The sequence below is a fragment of the Microbacterium sp. JC 701 genome, from assembly GCF_021026215.1.
Taxonomy (GTDB): Bacteria; Actinomycetota; Actinomycetes; order Actinomycetales; family Microbacteriaceae; genus Microbacterium; species Microbacterium algihabitans.
In genome coordinates this window covers 11,529-29,777 of record NZ_JAJNCV010000001.1, presented here as the reverse complement: position 1 = coordinate 29,777, position 18,249 = coordinate 11,529, and the positions used below count along the sequence as shown (strand labels likewise).

18 protein-coding genes are annotated in these 18,249 nt (G+C 72.4%); 11 read left to right on the top strand and 7 right to left on the bottom strand.

Annotated elements, in window-relative coordinates; translation table 11 throughout:
• Window positions 1–56: 56 nt before the first annotated feature.
• From LPW41_RS00155 to LPW41_RS00145, 3 genes are all read right to left on the bottom strand, one after another.
• A complete protein-coding gene (locus LPW41_RS00155) occupies window positions 57–632 on the bottom strand; it encodes an HhH-GPD-type base excision DNA repair protein (RefSeq protein ID WP_154097152.1) in 576 nt (191 codons plus the stop codon).
• 212 nt (window positions 633–844) lie between these two features.
• A complete protein-coding gene (locus LPW41_RS00150; RefSeq protein WP_230703814.1) occupies window positions 845–1,126 on the bottom strand; it encodes a hypothetical protein in 282 nt (93 codons plus the stop codon).
• Between the two features lie 26 nt (window positions 1,127–1,152).
• Complete coding sequence (locus LPW41_RS00145; RefSeq protein ID WP_230703813.1) at window positions 1,153–2,484, bottom strand: glutamyl-tRNA reductase; 1,332 nt, start codon at window positions 2,482–2,484, stop codon at window positions 1,153–1,155.
• 100 nt (window positions 2,485–2,584) lie between these two features.
• On the opposite strand from LPW41_RS00145, the gene hemE reads away from it, so the two are divergent.
• The 11 genes from hemE to cofD all read left to right on the top strand — a co-directional run bounded on the left by hemE (window position 2,585) and on the right by cofD (window position 12,595).
• Window positions 2,585–3,622, top strand: a complete 1,038-nt coding sequence (gene hemE / locus LPW41_RS00140) for a uroporphyrinogen decarboxylase (protein WP_154097153.1) — start codon at window positions 2,585–2,587, stop codon at window positions 3,620–3,622.
• Window positions 3,619–5,124, top strand: coding sequence for a protoporphyrinogen oxidase (gene hemG / locus LPW41_RS00135; protein WP_230703812.1), 1,506 nt, complete (start codon window positions 3,619–3,621; stop codon window positions 5,122–5,124). The genes hemE and hemG overlap by 4 nt, the downstream gene beginning before the upstream one ends.
• A 111-nt stretch (window positions 5,125–5,235) precedes the next feature.
• The gene (locus tag LPW41_RS00130) at window positions 5,236–5,637 is read left to right on the top strand and encodes a hypothetical protein (protein ID WP_144831593.1); all 402 of its coding nucleotides are present in this window, start codon (window positions 5,236–5,238) and stop codon (window positions 5,635–5,637) included.
• 4 nt (window positions 5,638–5,641) lie between these two features.
• Window positions 5,642–6,052 (top strand): phage holin family protein, encoded by a 411-nt coding sequence (locus tag LPW41_RS00125; RefSeq protein ID WP_144831596.1) that lies wholly within the window; start codon window positions 5,642–5,644, stop codon window positions 6,050–6,052.
• Window positions 6,042–6,320 carry a hypothetical protein gene (locus LPW41_RS00120; RefSeq protein ID WP_154097156.1) on the top strand — a complete coding sequence of 93 codons (279 nt, stop codon included), beginning with the start codon at window positions 6,042–6,044 and terminating at the stop codon, window positions 6,318–6,320. Before LPW41_RS00125 ends, LPW41_RS00120 begins: the two co-directional genes overlap by 11 nt.
• A 127-nt stretch (window positions 6,321–6,447) precedes the next feature.
• Window positions 6,448–7,119: a hydrogen peroxide-dependent heme synthase gene (gene hemQ, locus LPW41_RS00115; RefSeq protein WP_230703811.1), complete on the top strand. Its 672-nt coding sequence runs from the start codon at window positions 6,448–6,450 to the stop codon at window positions 7,117–7,119.
• Window positions 7,116–8,114: a hydroxymethylbilane synthase gene (hemC, locus tag LPW41_RS00110; protein WP_144831604.1), complete on the top strand. Its 999-nt coding sequence runs from the start codon at window positions 7,116–7,118 to the stop codon at window positions 8,112–8,114. The genes hemQ and hemC overlap by 4 nt, the downstream gene beginning before the upstream one ends.
• Window positions 8,111–8,926: a uroporphyrinogen-III synthase gene (locus LPW41_RS00105; protein WP_144831607.1), complete on the top strand. Its 816-nt coding sequence runs from the start codon at window positions 8,111–8,113 to the stop codon at window positions 8,924–8,926. The genes hemC and LPW41_RS00105 overlap by 4 nt, the downstream gene beginning before the upstream one ends.
• Complete coding sequence (gene hemB / locus LPW41_RS00100) at window positions 8,923–9,906, top strand: porphobilinogen synthase (RefSeq protein ID WP_144831610.1); 984 nt, start codon at window positions 8,923–8,925, stop codon at window positions 9,904–9,906. The genes LPW41_RS00105 and hemB overlap by 4 nt, the downstream gene beginning before the upstream one ends.
• Before the next feature lie 103 nt (window positions 9,907–10,009).
• The gene (hemL, locus tag LPW41_RS00095; protein WP_230703810.1) at window positions 10,010–11,350 is read left to right on the top strand and encodes a glutamate-1-semialdehyde 2,1-aminomutase; all 1,341 of its coding nucleotides are present in this window, start codon (window positions 10,010–10,012) and stop codon (window positions 11,348–11,350) included.
• 279 nt (window positions 11,351–11,629) lie between these two features.
• Window positions 11,630–12,595 (top strand): 2-phospho-L-lactate transferase, encoded by a 966-nt coding sequence (cofD, locus tag LPW41_RS00090; protein ID WP_230703809.1) that lies wholly within the window; start codon window positions 11,630–11,632, stop codon window positions 12,593–12,595.
• A 13-nt stretch (window positions 12,596–12,608) separates the two neighbouring features.
• Here cofD and cofC read toward each other — a convergent pair whose 3' ends face one another.
• The 4 genes from cofC to cofG form a co-directional block, all read right to left on the bottom strand.
• Entirely contained in the window at window positions 12,609–13,244 is a 636-nt protein-coding gene (cofC, locus tag LPW41_RS00085) for a 2-phospho-L-lactate guanylyltransferase (protein ID WP_144831619.1), read from the bottom strand.
• A gap of 88 nt (window positions 13,245–13,332) precedes the next feature.
• Window positions 13,333–14,343: a glucose-6-phosphate dehydrogenase (coenzyme-F420) gene (fgd, locus tag LPW41_RS00080; protein WP_144831622.1), complete on the bottom strand. Its 1,011-nt coding sequence runs from the start codon at window positions 14,341–14,343 to the stop codon at window positions 13,333–13,335.
• Between the two features lie 44 nt (window positions 14,344–14,387).
• Window positions 14,388–15,857: an NAD(P)/FAD-dependent oxidoreductase gene (locus LPW41_RS00075; RefSeq protein ID WP_230703808.1), complete on the bottom strand. Its 1,470-nt coding sequence runs from the start codon at window positions 15,855–15,857 to the stop codon at window positions 14,388–14,390.
• Window positions 15,854–18,208: a 7,8-didemethyl-8-hydroxy-5-deazariboflavin synthase CofG gene (cofG, locus tag LPW41_RS00070; protein ID WP_230703807.1), complete on the bottom strand. Its 2,355-nt coding sequence runs from the start codon at window positions 18,206–18,208 to the stop codon at window positions 15,854–15,856. Before cofG ends, LPW41_RS00075 begins: the two co-directional genes overlap by 4 nt.
• Between the last annotated feature and the right edge of the window lie 41 nt (window positions 18,209–18,249).

Genomic DNA, 18,249 nt, shown 5'->3' with positions numbered 1-18,249 from the left:
GCCGCCGAGGAATGAGCCGGATCGGTCGACCGCAGCTTCATCGCCTGGGGAGGGAATCAGCCCTTCGCTTCCTTCGCGGCGGCCTTCGCGGCGCGCTTGTGCTCGCGCACCTTCGTCAGTGACTCCGGGCTCACGATGTCGGCCACCGAGCGGAACGACCCTTCTTCGCCGTACGGCGCGGAGGCCTCGCGCCACCCGGCGCCGTCGAAGCCGCGCTGCTTGCCGAGCAGGGCGAGGAAGATCTTCGCCTTCTGCTCGCCGAAGCCCGGCAGGGCCTTCAGGCGCTTCAGGACGGTCTTTCCGTCGGGGTCGTCGCGCGTCCAGAGGTTCTCGGCCTTGCCGTCCCAGTCCTGCTCGATCGCCGCGCAGAGCGCCTGCACGCGCCCCGCCATCGATCCCGGGTAGCGGTGGACGGCGGGCGACTGCGAGAACGCGGCGGCGAACTCGTCGGGATCCTGATGAGCGATCGCACCTGCGTCGACCGACCCCGTGCGCTCCTGGATCTTCAGCGGGCCCGCGAACGCCGTCTCCATGGCGACCTGCTGGTCGAGCAGCATGCCGATCAGCAGGGCGAGCGGATTGGTCGACAGCAGCTCGTCGGCGGCCGGGTCGTCGGTGATGCGCAGGCTCATGCGTTCATTCTCCCGCGCACCCGAGCGCGCGGGGCGCTCGCGCGCTCGACGGCGCGCTCGGGGGGAGTCGACTGTGCCCGAAATCGCCGAGACTGCAACTCGCTGACAAAGGGGGCGTCAGCCTGCAGCGGAGATGTCAGCGAAATGCAGTCTCGCGCTCTGAGCGACCTCGCGCTCCCGTGACCCGGCACCCCGCGCCCCCGGTTGTGCGCTCAGGCGGGTTCCGCGATCCACTTGCGGGCGAAGGGCACGGCATCCATCTCGAGCAGATCCTCGGTCGCCTCGCTGATCTGCACCTCGAAGTGCGCGACGCTCCCCGGCTTCAGCCGCTTCACGAGCGAGCCGTCGACGCGGCGGATGACCGTCTCGGTCACCGAGGGCGCGTCGTCCTCGATGTGCAGCAGGCCCAGGGCGAACGTCGCCACCCAGCGCAGCGCGTTGCCCCGGCGGGGTTCGCCCGCGACGACGTAGACCTCGGATGCCGGAGTGCTCACGGCATCCATCCTGCCCGAGGGGGGAGTCAGCCCGCGTCGGCGATCTCGCCGCGCGCGGGAGCGGCGGGCTCGGCCACCTCGATGCCGAACAAGGCCGACAGCGCGTCGATGTACTCGTCGGCGCGACCGGTCTCGGCGAGCTGGTGCGCCCGTGTGGTCGGGGTGTGCAGCAGCACGCCGACGAGGTGGCGCAGCGCCTGCTCGGTCTGGCCGTTCTCGTCGCCGCGGGCGCGCACGCGGGCGACCTCGGTGTCGAGCACCCCGAAGACGTGGGCGCGCAGGGCGACAACGGCGGGGGTGATGTTCTTGCGCTCGCCGACCGAGGTGAAGCGGCGGGCGGCGTCGCGAACGAGGTCGCGCGCGGCATCCGTGGCCTGGAGCTCCTCGAGCGGGGCGTGCAGGCGGATGGTCTCGAGGTCGAGCAGGTCGACACCGGGCACGGTGGCCACGTCGGGGTCGACGTTGCGGGGCAGGCCCAGGTCGATCACGAGGCGACGCGCGGTGTGGTCGACGGGGCATACGCCGGTGCTGTCGTCGACGGCGGTCTCGTAGGCCCCGCGTCCGGCGGCGAAGGTCGCGGCGCTCACGACGTGGTGCTCGCTCGTGGTGCAGGTGATGACGAGGTCGGCGTGCGCGACGGCCGAGGGGAAGGTCTCGGCCGAGATCGCGCGCAGCCCGTGCTTCGCGGCGAACTTCGCGGCGCGGCCCGAGGGGGAGTGCACCGAGATGTCTTCGGCGCCCTGGTCGCGCAGGGCGGCGACGGTGGCGGCGGCGTAGGCGCCGGTGCCCACGAGCAGCACGCGCAGGGTCGACCAGTCGGCGATGCGGCTGTCGGCGAGCTCGAGGCCCAGGCGCACGAGCGAGCGGCCCGCGCGACCGATCGCGGTGTGGTTCTTCACGCCGCGCTGCGCCTCGGAGGCGCGCTGGAACAGGCGCTCGAGTTCGGCGGAGGTGGTGCCGAGCTGACGTGACTCGGTGAGTGCGCGACGCACCTGACCGGCGATCTCGCCCTCGCCGACGACGACGGATTCGAGACCGGATGCCACCGAGAACAGGTGCTCGGCCACGTCGTCACCACCGAGCACGGTGTATGACCCCTCGAGCTCGCTCGCGGGCACGCCGGTGGCGGCTTCGATCGCGCTCAGGGTGGCGTCGATGCCGAGGGCGACGGCCGCGGTGACGGGCTCGTCCATGTCGACGTAGGCCTCGAAACGGTTGCAGGTCGCGACGACGACCGCACCCTGCACGAGATCGTCGTGCGCGGCGATCAAGGGAGCGACGGGGGTGCTGGGTACGCTGAGCCGCTCGAGGAGCTCGAAGGGCGCGGTCTTGTGACTCGCGCTGACGCACAACAACACGTGGATATTCTACGCCCGGCCTCCTCGGGGTATTCCGGGTGGCCTCTCGACGTCAAGGCATCCCCCTCGCGCTCAGGGGTCGGATGGGAGGATGGATGCCATGGCCACACCCGACGCGCCCCTTCTCCGTGCCCTCCGCGGCGACCGTCCCGAGCGCCAGCCCGTGTGGTTCATGCGCCAGGCGGGTCGCTCCCTTCCCGAGTACCGCGAGCTGCGGGTGGGCACGCGCATGCTCGACGCGTGCCTGACGCCCGACCTCGCCGCCGAGATCACGCTGCAGCCGATCCGTCGACATGACGTGGATGCCGCGATCTTCTTCAGCGACATCGTGGTGCCGTTGCGACTGGCCGGGGTCGACGTGGTCATCGAGCCGGGGCGCGGTCCGGTGTTCGCCGATCCCGTGCGCACCGCCGCCGACGTCGAGCGCGTCACCTCGATCGATCCGGCCGAGGTCGCCGCCGCGGCCGACCCGATCCGCGAGGCCGCCCGCCGGGTGACGGCCGAGCTGAGCGACCAGGTGCCGCTCATCGGCTTCGCCGGCGCTCCGTTCACGTTGGCCGCGTACCTCGTCGAGGGCGGTCCCTCGAAGGAGCATCTGCGGGCCCGCGGCATGATGCACGCCGATCCGCAGTCGTGGCACCGTCTCGCGGGGTGGCTGGCGAAGGTGTCGCGGGCGTTCCTCGACGCGCAGATCGACGGCGGCGCCCAGGCGGTGCAGCTGTTCGACTCGTGGGCGGGATCCCTCTCGACTGCGACCTTCCGCGAGTTCATCGCGCCGCACTCCACCGAGGCGCTCGAGGGCATCGAGGTGCCGCGCATCCACTTCGGCGTCGGCACGGGCGCCTTCCTCGACGACATGCGCCTGGGGGGCCTGGCCGACGCCGTCGGCGTGGATTGGCGGATGCCGCTCGACGAAGCGGCCGCGATCGTCGGCCCCGACGTGACGCTGCAGGGCAACATCGACCCCGCGCTCCTGGGGGCGCCGTGGCCCGTGCTGGCCGCCCACGTCGACGACGTGCTCGCCCGCGGACGTGCGGCCCGTGCCCACGTGCTCAACCTCGGTCACGGCGTCCCGCCCGACACCGACCCCACGGTGCTGACGCGCATCGTCGCCCGGGCCCACGGAGAAGACGCGTGAGCGAGTCCCTCGACCGGCTCGTCCGTCAGGCCCACGACACGCACGTCGTCGTGATCGGCGGCGGCGTCTCGGGCCTCGTCGCCGCGCGCGAGTGCGCGAAGGTCGGGCTGCGCGTGACGGTGCTCGAGGCGACCGACGTGCTCGGCGGCGTCGTCCGCTCGGCCGAGGTCGGTGGAATGACGCTCGACGTCGGTGCCGAGAGCTTCGCGACGCGCGGCGGGATCGTGCGCGGGCTCCTCGACGAGCTCGGTCTCGCGGGCGAGGTCGTCTCGCCGAACCCGGCCGGTGCGTGGGTCGCGGGCGTGCCCGGGGTCGGGGCGGCGCCCCTCCCGAAGGGCGGGGTGCTCGGCATCCCGGACAATCCCTTCGCCCCCGACGTGCGACGCGTGATCGGCTGGCCGGGTGCGTGGCGCGCCTATCTCGATCGCCTGCGTCCGCCGCTCACGATCGGCCACACGCACAGCCTCGGCAAGCTCGTGGGCTCGCGCCTGGGCGCGCGGGTGCTCGACCGTCTCGTTGCGCCGGTCACCAGTGGGGTCTACTCCGCGCGGCCCGACGACATCGACGTCGATCTCGCCGCTCCCGGCCTCAACGCCGCGCTCACGCGCGTCGGGTCGCTCACCGGTGCCGTGGCCGAGCTCCGCGCGAGCCGCCCCGCCGCGCGCCCGGCCGATGCTCCGGCATCCGACGTGCCCGTCGCGACGGGGGCGGGCAAGGCTCCCGCGCCGGGCGGCGCCGTGCAGGGGATCGTCGGGGGCATGTCGCGCCTGGTCGACCGGCTCGTCGAGGTGCTCGAAGAGGCCGGGGTCGAGCTGCGCCGCGGTGTGGCCGCCGAGAAGCTCGAGCGCACGAGCGACGGCTGGGCGGTCGTCACCTCGGTCGACGAGAAGCCGCTCGCGGCGCGCGCCGTGCTCGTCGCCCTCCCCGAGGGCCCGGCCCGCGAACTGCTCGCCCCCGTCGTGACGGGCCTCGAGCTCGGCGACCCGATCGCTCCCGTCGTCGAGGTGGTGACGCTGGTGGTGAACGCTCCGGTGCTCGACACCGCTCCGCGCGGAACCGGAGTGCTCACGGTGCCCGGCAGCCACGTCGCCAAGGCGATGACGCACTCCAGCGCCAAGTGGGACTGGGTGCGCGACGCGGCCGAGCCCGGCGTGCACGTCGTGCGCGTCTCGTTCGGCGCGCAGGGCGAGGAGCCCGCCACGGCGGCACTCGACGACGCCTCCGCCGCCGACCTGGCGCGCACCGAGGCCGCGGCGATGCTGGGGGTGGAGCTGCCGGCATCCGCCCTCATCGACTCCCACCGGGTGCGGTACGTGCAGTCGCAACCCGCGGCCACGATCGGGCGCGCCGCCGCGACGTCGGCCGCGCGCGCCGCGGTCCGCGCCGTGGACGGCCTCGGTGTCACGGGTGCGTGGGTGTCGGGCACGGGGCTGGCGCAGGTCATCCCCGACGCGCGCGACGAGGCCGACCGCGTGCGCAGCGCCGCTCTCTGGCGCACCTGAGCGCCCGCGCCCTCGTGCATGGGCGTCGTGCTGTCAAGGGCGGATGCCGGACGCGGCATACGTGACTACTGTGAGAGTCGACCAGCACTCGATCGAGCGTGAGGAGACCCCATGAGGGGCAAAGCAGCACTCGTCGTCGGACTCGTGGCGGGCTACGTGCTCGGAGCACGCGCCGGCCGCCAGCGGTATGAGCAGATCAAGACGCAGGCCGGCAAGGTCTGGGACCAGCCCGTCGTGCAGGGACAGGTGGAGAAGGTCAAGGCGTTCGGCGTCTCGGCCCTCAAGTCCGTCCCCGGCGTGGTGTGGAAGGGCGCGAAGTCGGTGACCGGTGCCGCCAGCGGCTCGGGCACCGTGCAGGAGCGCGCCGAGCGCGCCGGTCGCGCCGCGAAGCAGTCGGCCCACGAGGTCGCCGACGTGGTCGAAGACTCCGTCGACGACGCCAAGCGCGCCGAGAAGTCCGCCACCACGCGCGCCAAGGCCGCTCAGGGTGGTTCCGGCGCGTCCGGGAGCTGACCGCATGACCACTCCCCGCGGATTCCGCGATCGTTCCGACGACAGCCTGTTCACGCTGATCGGGGACATCCCTGAGCTCGTGCGCAACCTCGTCGTCGCCGAGATCAACGGTGCCAAGGCCTGGGCGCAGCGCACGGCGAAGGACGCCGGGATCGGCGCCGGTTGGTTCGTGGGCGCCCTCATCGTGGTGTTCTGGGCCATTCCGGTGTTCTTCGCCTTCGTCATCGCCGGGCTCTCGTCGTGGTGGCCGGTGTGGCTGTCGGCGCTCGTCGTGTTCGCGGTGATGATCGTGATTACGGCGATCCTCGCTCTGCTCGGATACCTGCGGTTCAAGAAACTCGCGAACCGCGAGAACCCCGGCACGGCCATCTCCGAAGACGTCCGCATCGTGAAGGAGGCCCGCGATGAGTATTGATCGCCCCGTCCCCGTTCCCCGCACCGCGGTCCCGCTGGGCATCACCGACCCCGTGAAGTCGGCTCGCGCCGAACTCCGCGCGGCCCTGGCAGCGATCGAAGTGAAGGCCAACGCCCCGCGTCGCGCGAGCGAAGCCGTCGAGCGCAAGGTGCAGGAATTCCGCACCAAGGCGCAGCAGAACCCCGAGGTGGCCATCGCGGCCGTCGCCAGTGCGGCGGCCCTCGTCGGCCTCGCCGTCTGGGGTCTCGTGCGCGCCTACACACGCTGATCCGTCTCGAAGCGGCCCGTGTCCTCCCGGACCGGGCCGCTTCGGCGTTCGCGCGGGGAGTCCTGCGGTGGTTCACCGCCGAGTCAACGGGTTTGGACCCCTGCCCCGACGAGACGAGACTAGGAGCATGTCCGATGACAGCTGCTCTTCCGTCTACACGCTCTGGGCCGTGTTCCGCCGCGACCCCGAGAACCCCGTCGTCGCCTCCGAGGCGACCGAGCTGGCCGACCTGGTCTCGCTCATCGAGGCCGACGGCGTCGCCGTCCGCGGCTTCTACGACGTCAGCGGCCTGCGCGCCGACGCCGACCTCATGGTCTGGCTGCACGGCGAAGACCCCCAGGCGCTGCAGCGCGATCTGCGCCGCCTGCGCCGCACCGAGCTGCTGAAGAACCTCCTGCCCACGTGGAACGCGATGGGCGTGCACCGCGACGCCGAGTTCAACCGCTCGCACGTGCCCGGCTTCCTCCGCGGCATCGAGGCGCAGCAGTGGCTGTGCCTCTACCCCTTCGTGCGCAGCTACGAGTGGTACCTGCTGCCCGAGGCGGAGCGCCGCGAGATGCTCATCGAGCACGGCAAGAAGGGCTCCGCCTACAAGGGCGTCATCGCCAACACGGTGGCCTCGTTCGCCCTCGGCGACTACGAGTGGCTCCTGCCGATGGAGGCCGACGTGCTCACCGACCTCGTCGACATGATGCGCGACCTCCGCTACACCGAGGCCCGTCGTCACGTGCGCGAGGAGGTGCCGTTCTACACGGGCCGTCTGGTCTCCCTCGACGAGATCCCCGAGATCCTCCAGTGAGCGCGCCTCTGCGCCTCGGCACCCGCCGCAGCACCCTGGCGATGGCGCAGTCGCAGATGGTCGCCGACGCCGTGGCCGCGGCATCCGGTCGCCCCGTCGAACTGGTCCCGATCGTGTCGGAGGGCGACGTCAATCGCGCGTCGCTGTCTCAGCTGGGCGGGCGCGGCGTCTTCGCCAACGGTCTGCGCGAGGCGCTCGCCGCCGATCGATGCGATTTCCTCGTGCACTCGCTGAAAGACCTGCCGACGCAGCAGCCCGACGGCCTGGTGATCGCCGCGACCCCGACGCGTGAAGACGCTCGCGACGTCGTCGTGACGCGCGACGGTGTTCCCCTGGGCTCTCTCGCCCCGGGCGCGCGGGTGGGCACGGGTTCGCCCCGCCGCATCGCTCAGGCCTCGCGGCACAACCCGCGCCTCGACATCCGCGACATCCGCGGCAACGTCGACTCGCGCCTCGCGCGCGTGCGCGACGGCGAACTGGATGCCGTGATCCTCGCCGCCGCCGGCTTGTCGCGGCTCGGGGGAGACCTCGGCGGTCTCGAGGCCGAGGCCCTGGGCCTGTCGGAGTGGCCCACGGCTCCCGGCCAGGGATCGCTCGCCGTCGAGACGCGCACCGACATCGACCCCGAGATCCTCGCGGCCCTCGCGCAGCTCGACGACGAGGACACCCGGGTCGCGATCACCGCGGAACGCACGGTGCTCTCGGCGCTCGACGCCGGGTGCAGCGCCCCCGTCGGCACGCACGCCTCGCTCACCGAGGGTGATCTGCGGCTGCGGGCCGTGGTCTACGCGCTCGATGGAACGCAACGGATCGGCATCGACCGAACCGTGCGTCTCTCGCCGGGGTATGGTGGGGAAACGGGCAGTGGCAATGGAGCGGATGCTGCCGACGACGGGGGAACGATCGCGCGAGCGGCGCGAGCGGGCCGAGAAGCCGCGCGTCGGTTGCTCGAACGTGGGGCGGCCGACCTGGTACCACGAGAGTCGACCACATGAATGAAGGCCACTGGAACACGCCGAACCCCTCGACGGGCGGCGTGCCCAAACCTCTGTCCGGTCGACGCGTGCTCGTGCCGCGCGGAGGCCCCTGGGGCGACGGCGTCGCCGCCAGCCTGCGTCAGCTCGGAGCCGTTCCGGTCATCGCTCCGCTGATCAACTTCGCGCCGACGAACGACCAGGCCACCCTCGACCAGGCGCTCGCCGACCTCGCCGACGGCGCCTTCGACTGGCTGACGCTGACCAGCGCCACCACCGTCGACGTGCTCTACGCCTACAAGGCCGTGATCCCCGCGCAGACCAAGGTCGCCGTCGTGGGCGAGACCACGGCCGCGGCGATGCAGGCCGTCGGCTACCACGTCGACCTCGTGCCCGAGCGTGACAACTCCGCACAGGGCATGGCCGAGCAGATGATCGCGATCGAGACCGAGCCGCGCAACGTGCTGACCCTCCGCAGCGAGATCGCCAAGCCCGTGCTCACGCGCCTGCTCATCGAGGCCGGGCACAACGTGCGCAGCGTCGTCGCGTACCGCACGGTGGGCGTGCCCGTGACCGAGAAGATCGCGGCCGACGTCACCTCGGGTCGCATCAACGCCATCCTGGTCACCAGTGGCTCGGTCGCGGAGCAGGTCGTCGACCAGTTCCCCGAGATCCCGGCATCCACCGTCATCGCCGCCATCGGCCCCCGCACCGCCAAAGACGCCAAGCGCGCCGGTCTGAGCGTCGACGTGGTGGCCGAGACCCAGACCGTCGACTCCCTCATCGAAGCCGTCGCCCGCTTCCCCCTGCACTCCGACGAATCGACCTCATGAGCTTCCCCGAGCACCGCCCGCGGCGCCTGCGCCGCACCCCCGCCGTCCGTCGTCTCGCTCGCGAGACCCACCTCGTGCCCTCGCAGCTCGTGCTGCCGATGTTCGTGCGCGAGGGCATCACCGAGCCGAGCCCGATCGGTTCGATGCCCGGCATCGTGCAGCACTCGATGGACTCCCTCCGCCGCGCGGTCGCCGAGGCCGCCGAGCAGCGCATCGGCGGGGTGATGCTCTTCGGCGTGCCCGAGGTGCGCGACGCGGTGGGCTCCGGCGCCGACGACCCGAACGGCATCCTGAACCGCGCCACCGAGGCCGTGGTGGCCGAGGTTGGCGATGCGGTGGTTGTGCAGACCGATCTGTGCCTCGACGAGTTCACCGATCACGGGCACTGCGGCGTCCTCCGTGACGACGGGGCCGTCGACAACGACGCGACCCTCGAGCGCTACACCGCGATGGGCCTCGCCCAGGCGCGCGCGGGCTCGGCGATGCTGGGGCTGTCGGGAATGATGGACGGCCAGGTCGGCGCGGTGCGCGAGGCGCTCGACGCCGAGGGCTTCACCGACACGTTGATCCTCGCCTACTCGGCGAAGTACGCGGGGGCGTTCTACGGCCCGTTCCGCGAGGCCGTCGACTCGCAGCTGAAGGGCGATCGCCGCTCGTACCAGCTCGACCCCGGCAACGGCCGCGAGGGCGTCCGCGAAGCGCTGCTCGACGTCGAAGAGGGCGCCGACGTCGTCATGGTCAAGCCGGCGCTGCCGTATCTCGACGTGCTCGCCGACGTGAAGGCCTCGGTCGACGTGCCCGTGTGGGCGTACCAGGTGTCGGGCGAGTACGCGATGGTCGAGGCGGCTGCGGCCCACGGCTGGATCGACCGCCAGGGCGCGATCATGGAGAGCCTGCTGGGCATCCGTCGCGCCGGCGCCGACGCGATCCTGACGTACTGGGCGGTCGAGGCCGCCCGCTGGCTCCGCGCCGAGCTCTGAGCTGTCTCCTCTCACACGTGAGGGGTCCCTTCTCGTCGCCTGGACGGCGTCGAAGCGACACTTTTCGACCCCTCACTCAGGGGCGCCCGGAAGAATGGATGCCATGACCGATCTCAACGACCAGTGGTTCGCTCGCGCCAAGGACGTCATTCCGGGCGGAGTCAACTCGCCCGTGCGCGCGTACGGCTCCGTGGGCGGCACGCCGCGGTTCGTGCAGTCGGCGTCCGGCCCTCGGATCACGGATGCCGCGGGTCGCGAGTACGTCGACCTCGTCGCCTCGTGGGGTCCGGCCCTGCTCGGCCACGCGCACCCCGAGGTGGTCGGGGCGGTGCAGTCCGCGGCATCCCGCGGTCTGTCGTTCGGTGCTCCGACGGGGGCCGAGGTCGAACTGGCCGATCTCGTCGCGCAGCGCGTGCAGGTCGGAGACCTGAAGCCGATCGAGAAGGTGCGTCTGGTGTCGACCGGAACCGAGGCGACGATGACGGCGATCCGTCTCGCGCGCGGCGTGACCGGTCGCGACCTGCTGATCAAGTTCGCCGGGCACTACCACGGCCACTCCGACGGCCTGCTGGCCGCCGCCGGATCGGGCGTCGCGACCCTCGCCCTGCCCGGGTCGGCCGGTGTTCCCGCGCCCATCGCCGCGCAGACGCTCGTGCTGCCCTACAACGACCTCGATGCGGTGCGCGAGGTGTTCGAGGTGCACGGCGAGAACATCGCCGCGATCATCGTCGAGGCCGCCTCGGCCAACATGGGCGTCGTCCCGCCGCTCCCCGGCTTCAACGCCGCCCTCGCCGACATCGCGCACAGCCACGGATCCCTGCTGATCATGGACGAGGTGCTCACCGGATTCCGCGTTCACCCGGCCGGTTTCTGGGGTCTGCAGGCCTCGCAGGGCGAGCGCTACCTGCCCGACATCCTCACGTACGGCAAGGTCATCGGCGGCGGCATGCCGCTGGCGGCCCTCGCCGGTCGCGCCGAGATCATGGACCACCTCGCGCCCCTCGGCCCCGTGTACCAGGCGGGCACGCTGTCGGGGAACCCGCTGTCGGTGGCCGCCGGCCTCGCGACGCTGCGGCTCGCGACGCCCGAGGTCTACGCCGCGGTCGACGCCGCGGCCACGCAGGTCGCCGATGCGCTGAACGCGGCGCTGACGGCCGAGGGCGTCGTGCACGCCGTGCCGCGGGCGGGCTCGCTGTTCGGGGTCGCGTTCCTGCCCGAGGTGCCCCTCGACTACGCCACGGCGCTCACGCAGCAGTCGTACCGGTACGCGCCCTTCTTCCACGCGATGCTGGATGCCGGGGTCTCGCTGCCCCCGAGCGTGTTCGAAGCCTGGTTCCTCACCGCCGCCCACGACGAGGTCGCCCTCGAGCGCGTGCTCGAGGCGCTGCCGGTCGCGGCGAAGGCTGCCGCGGAGGCGCTGGATCCGACGCTGCTCGCGCAGTAGCCGGGATCATCCTCGAGGAGGACCCGTTTCGTCCGTTGCGATGATGTGCGACGGATGCCGTGCGGCGAGGCTGGAACCATGCTTCCCGCACCTCCCGCACCGTCCGCCCTCTCGTCGCTGTTGTCGCGGCTCGCGGCGTGGTGGCCGACGTCGATGGCCCCGCGTCGGCGTCGCGCGACGTGGCGGCCGCTGCGTGGTGGTGCCGCGGTCGATGCCCGGTCGAGCTGAGCGACACCGGTTCCGGTCGATCGCCCTCCGTGCGGCTGGAAGACTGAACCAATGCTTCCTCCCCAGCCCCGTGTCGTCGTCCTCGCCGGTGGAGTCGGGGGGGCGAAGTTCACCCTCGGCGTCCGCGCGGCCCTCCGCCGGCTGAACGCCCCCGAGGCCACCGTCGTCGTCAACACGGGCGACGACCTGTGGCTGTCTGGTGTGCGTCTGCAGCCCGACGTCGATTCGATCACGTACGCCCTGGCCGGCGTCAACGACACGGAGCGCGGCTGGGGTCGGGCCGGCGACACCGAGCGCGTCAACGAAGAACTCCAGGCGTGGGGCGCGGGCTGGCCGTGGTTCACGCTCGGCGATCTCGACCTCGGCACGCACCTGGCGCGCACGGGGTGGCTGCGCGACGGACTCGCCCCGACCGAGGTGCTCGCGCGCATGGCGCAGCGGTGGCCGCTCGGCATCCGGATGCTCCCCATGACCGACAGCGAGGTCGACACCCACGTGCTGCTCGACGACGGCGGGCGCCTGCACTTCCAGGAGTGGTGGACGCGCCACCGCGCGAAGCTCACCCCCCGTGCCTTCGAGAACCCCGGGATCGCGGATGCCGTGCCCGCGCCGGGCGTCGCCGAGGCCATTGCGGCGGCCGATGTCGTCCTGATCGCACCGTCGAACCCCGTCGTGTCGATCGGTCCGATCCTGGCGGTTTCAGGGATCCGGGATGCCGTGCGGCAGACGTCGGCGAAGGTGGTCGGCGTCTCGCCGATCATCGGCGGGCGGGTCGTGCGCGGCATGGCCGACGTCTGCCTGACCGCGATCGGGGTCGAGACCTCCGCCGCGGCCGTCGCCCGGCACTACGGCGCGCGGTCGGCGGACGGCGTGCTCGACGCGTGGCTGCTGGCTGAGGAGGACGCGGCGGGGGCACCCGAGGTGGAGGCCGCGGGGATCCGCGCCGTCGTCACCCCGCTGTGGATGCGCGACGAGGCGACCTCGGCCGCGATCGCGGAGGCAGCGCTCGGGGCCTGAGGCTCCGGCCCGGTCAGGCCGCAGCCGCAGACAGCACCGCCGACGTCCGCGGACCCACGCCGAGCGCCACGGCCTCGGACAGCTGGGCCGCCGTATCGACGTCGCGGTGCAGCGTCGAGTCGCGCTCCACGGCCAGATCGGTGCAGCCGAGTAGCCGGTGACGGGCGGCGGAATCGGGGCCGAAGGCCGAGACCCACACCGCCCCGGCGCGGGCGGTGACGAGCGTGGAGCCCGTGCCCTCGGCATCCGTCACCAGACCCCGTTCGACGGATGCGGCGAGCTCGAGCGCGGCGTCGAGATCAGCGGGGCGCAGGGCGGGGACGTCGCCGAGTAGCGCGGCCCGCGGGACGCCGACCCCGGCCGCCTCGGCGCCGAGGGCGATGGCGGCGTCGAGACCGCGGGTGTCGCCCTCGGGCACCACGGCGACGGTGCGCGAGCGGCGGAACTCGGAGCGGACGCCCTCGTCGTCGGTCACGACGATGACGCGCGACACCAGATCGGCGGCGGCCGCGGCGACGATGGTGTCGAGCGCGATGGCGCGCGCGAGGGTCTCGCGGTCGGTGCCGACGTCGGTGAGTCGGGTCTTGCCGACCGCGGCGGGCTTCACCGGCACGACGATCGTCCAGCCGGAGGTGTCAGGAATGCTCATCGGCTCCATTGTGTGCCGACCGTCCGACATTCGCGTGCGGGGGTGGCGGGGTGCCGCGAAATGTGCAGCCCCGCGCCACCCCGGCGCCTCACGCGAACCGCTTGCGCAGGCGGGGCAGGATCTCCTCGCCGTACATGTGCAGGAACTCCTTCTGGTCGTGCCCGGGGTCGTGGAACACGAGGTGGCGGAAGCCGAGGTCGACGTACCGCGCGATGCGCTCGACGTGCTCGTCGGGGTCGGTCGAGACGATGAAGCGCGAGGCCGCGCGCTCGATCGGCAGCTCGTTCGCGAGGCGCTGCATCTCGATCGGGTCGTGCACGCTCATCTTCTCTTCGGCGGTGAGCGCGAGGGGGGCCCAGAAGCGGGTCTTCTCCATCGCGGTGTCGTGGTCGGGGTGGTACGACACCTTCACCTCCATGAGGGTGTCGACGTCGTCGCGCGACCGGCCGGCCTTCGACAGGCCGTCGTCGAGGGCGGGCAGCAGCTTCTCGGTGTAGAGCTCGGGGTCTTTGCCGCTCGTGGTGATGTAACCCTCGGCGATGCGGCCGGCCAGACGCGTGGCCGCGGGTCCCGAGGCGCCGATGTAGATCGGCACCTTCTGCTCGGGGCGATCGTAGATCGTGGCGTCCTTGACCGAGTAGTACGTGCCCTCGTAGGTGACGCGCTCGCCGGCCCACAGCTCGTTGATGATCGTGATGGCCTCTTTGAGGCGCTGGAAGCGCTCGGGCGGCTCGGGCCACTCGAGACCCAGGGTCACCTCGTTGAGCGCCTCGCCGGTGCCGACGCCCAGCACGACGCGGCCGGGGTACATCACGCCGAGGGTCGCGAACACCTGCGCGATGACGCCGGGGTGGTAGCGGAAGGTCGGGGTGAGAACGCTCGTGCCGATGATGACGCGCTCGGTGCGCGCGCCCAGGGCGCCGAGCCAGGGGAGGGCGTTGGGGGCGTGACCGCCGTCGTGCATCCACGGCTGCAGGTGGTCGGAGAGGAAGACGGAGTCGAAGCCGACCTCCTCGGCCAGCACGCCGAACTCGAGCAGCTCGTTGGGCCCGAACTGTTCGCTCGAGGCCTTGTAGCCGAATCTTAGGGGAACGCTCATGAGTCTCCTTCTGCGTGACGCGCGCACGGGCGTGCGCGAGGTGGTCAGCTGCGCACGGGGGTGTGCGCGGGTTCGAACTCCGACCCGTCGGCGCCGGTGAGGCGCTCCCGGAACGACTGCACGGTGCCCGGCCACAGCAGGGTGAGCCGGCCCGAGCGGGCGTCGACGTACCAGTTGCGGCATCCGCCGGTCATCCAGGGAGTGGATGCCGCGGCGGCATCGATCTCCACGGTGTAGGCCGCTTCGGCCTCGGGGCGCACGCGCAGCACCCGCTCGGGGCGGCGATCGCGTTCGGAGAGGGCGCGCACCACGTAGGCGGCCTGCTCTTCGGCCATGAGCACGGCGGAGTTGTGGCCGAGGCTCGCATTGGGGCCGTTGAGCACGAAGAGGTTGGGGAAGCCGGAGACGACGGTGGAGCCGAACGAGGTCATACCCGCCGACCAGTGTTCGGCGAGGGTCTCGTCGTCGCCGCGCACGAGGTCGGCGTACGGCTGCTCGGCCGAGGCGAACCCCGTCGCGAGCACGAGCACGTCGGCCTCGTATCGCTCGCCGCTCGCGGCGGTCAGCGTCGAGCCCTCGACGGAGGCGAGCTCCGTGGGTTCGAGGGTCACGGCATCCGACGCCACCGCCGGGTAGAACGCGTCGGAGAGCAGCACGCGCTTGCAGCCGAAGGCGTAGTCGGGGGTGAGCGCGGCGCGCAGCGCAGGGTCGGCGACCTGCGCGTGCAGGTGCGCGAGGGCGGCGTCGCGAGCGGCGGCGGATGCCACGGCGTCACCCGACCGCGAGGCGAAACGCTGCTCGCCCTCGGCGTAGAGCTCGGCCCGCAGGCGGGCCAGGGCGCCGGGGTTGTCGGCGAGGCGTTCGCGCTCGGCGAGGGGGATGTCGCCCCCGCCGCGGGGGACGATCCACGCGGGGGTGCGCTGGAAGAGCGTGACGTGCGCGGCGCGACGCGCGAGCTCGGGCACGAGCTGCACGGCGCTGGCCCCGGTGCCGACGACGGCGACCCTCTTGCCCGTGAGGTCGACGTCGTGGTCGTACCGCGCGGAGTGGAACAGCGGCCCCGCGAACGACTCGAGCCCGGGGATCGTGGGGACGAACGGCTCGGTGAGGCGCCCGCACGCGAGCACGAGCGAGCGGGCGAGAAGCTCCTCGCTGCCGGTGTCGATGCGCCAGACCGACGTCTCGGCGTCCCACGCGGCGCCGAGCATCGGCGTGCGCAGTCGCAGCTTGTCGCCGAGCCCTTCGCGGGCGGCGACGTCGCGCAGGTAGGCCTGGATCTCGCCACCCGGCGCGAAGGTGCGCGACCAACCCGCGTTGGGGTGCGCGGCGAGGCTGTACAGGTGCGCGGGCACGTCGCACGCCACGCCGGGGTAGGTGTTGTCGCGCCAGGTGCCGCCGACGTCGGTCGCGCGCTCGAGCACGATCACGTCGTCGCGGCCCGATCGTCGCAGGGCACCGGCCATCGCGAGGCCCGCGAACCCGGCCCCGACCACGACCGTGTCGATGATCCTCATGCGGGATGTCCGTCGCCCGGTCGGGGGGCGACCTGGTAGTCGGTGGTCCGCAGGCGGAAGGGACGCATGAGGCTCCGCGCGATGCGTTCGGCTGCCGCGACCGGCAGCTCGAGGCCCTGCTCGATGCCGGTGTCGGGCCGCACGCGACCGTCGGAAAGGGTGCCGCCGAGGTCGTCTCCGCCGGAGCGCAGCAGCACGGCCGCGGCCTCGCGGCCGACGCGGGTCCACGGGATCTGCACGTGGGAGATGCTCCCCGACAGCGCGAGGCGCGACACGGCGACCATCGCGCGATGCTCGTCGAGGGGGCTGCGACCCTCGACGAGGGCGACGTCTCCACCCGGCAGGGGGATCGGCACGAACTCCGCGAAGCCGTGGGTCTCGGCCTGGATCTCGCGCAGGCGGCGCAGGTGCGCGATGCGCTCCGCGGCGGTCTCGACGTGCCCGTAGAACAGCACCGAGGTCGAGCGGAAACCGGCGCGGTGGGCGGCGGTGATGCCCTCGACCCAGCGCTCGATCTCGAGGTCGCCCGGGGCGACGAGGGCGCGCACGCGCTCGCTGAGGATCTTCACGCCCGTGCCGGGGACGGTGTCGACGCCGGCCTCGCGCATGGCTGCGAGCGCGCCGTCGAGCCCGAGCCCGCCGCGGTCGGCGAGGTCGCGCACGTCGAGTGGTCGGTACGCGTGCACGTGGATGCCGGGAGCCCCGCGCTTCACCGCCCGCACGAGGTCGAGATAGCCCGAGGCGTCTTCGTCGGGTCGGAGCGCCCCCTGGATGCAGATCTCGGTCGCACCGAGGTCGGCGGCATCCCGTGCGATCTCGGCGGCGTCGTCGAGGTCGAACTCTCCCGCGCCGGTGCGGCCGGCGCGACGGAACCCGCTCGAGGTGAGGTTGCGGTTCTGCACGAGGGTGATGGGCTCGCCGACGGTGTACCGGCGCGCGTCGTCGGCGGCGGCGGTGAGCTCGTCGAGCTCGGCGCCGGTGGCGCGAAGCAGCCTGGCCCAGTCGTCGTCGCCGAGGTCGAGAGGGGCGGATGCCGCCCGCTCGGCCAGGCGCTTCACGCCGGGGTCGACGACACTCGCGCCCGGCGCCCCCGCGGCAGCCGGTGCGGCCGCGGGCTTCACATCGGCCGCGAGTCCCGTGGCATCCGCCAGGGCGCGGAGCGGAGCGTGCAGGGCCGGGTCGATCCAGCGATCGGCGTCGCCCACGTACTCGGGGTGCGCGGTCAGGCGCTCGAGAAGGACGTATCCCTGCGCCGCGGTCTGCGCGGCGAGGTCGTCGATCTGCGGCCACGGGCGCTCGGGGTTGACGTGGTCGGCGGTCAGGGGTGACACCCCGCCCCAGTCGTCGATCCCCGCGTCGATCAGCAGCCCCAGTTCGCGCGGGTCGGAGAGGTTCGGCGGCACCTGGATGCGCATGTCGGCGCCGAACACGAGTCGCGCGACGGCGACGGCTGCCAGATAGTCGTGCATGTCGGCATCCGGAGCCCCCTGCATGGCGGTGCGGGGCTTCGCGCGGAAGTTCTGCACGATGACCTCTTGCACGTGGCCGTGGCGGTCGTCGCTCTCGCGCAGGGCGACCAGCGACTCGGCGCGGTCGCGCACCGTTTCGCCGATGCCGACGAGGATGCCCGTGGTGAACGGGATGCCGGCGGCCCCGGCGTCGTCGATGACCTTTAGCCGCAGTGCGGGGTCTTTGTCGGGCGAGCCGAAGTGCACCTGGCCGGGCTCTTCGAACAGGCGGCGCGAGGTGGTCTCGAGCATCATGCCCATCGACGGGGAGACGGGTCGCAGGGCGGCGAGCTCATCGGGGTGCATGACGCCGGGGTTGGCGTGCACGAGCATGCCCGTCTCGGCGGTGATGAGTCGGGCGATGTGCGCGACGTAGTCGATGGTCGAGGCGAAGCCGTGCTCGTCGAGCCACGCGCGGGCTTCGGGCCAGCGCTCTTCGGGGCGGTCGCCGAGGGTCAGCAGTGCTTCTTTGCAGCCCATCGCCTGCCCCTGGCGCACGACGGTGAGCACCTGCTCGGGGCTCATGTACGCGGGCTTGCGCAGCAGGTTGAGCTGGCCGGGGGTGTCGACGAAGACGCAGTAGTGGCAGCGGTCGCGGCAGAGGGTCGTGAGCGGCACGAACACCTTGCGCGAGTAGGTGATGACGCGGGGACGACCGGCGTTCTCGAGCCCCTCGTCGCGCAGTGCCGAGGCCACGCGGAAGAGCGCGGGGAGCGGGGCGTGGAGGAGCGCCTCGGTCTCGTCGACATCGGGGCGATACCCCGTGGAGATCGCCGCCAGAAGATCGTCGATCGACGCGCCTCGGGCCGGTGCGACTCGCGGCGCAACGCTGCCCGTGCTCATTGGTCAAGGCTATCCCGCACCTCCGACATCGGGGTCGCGGG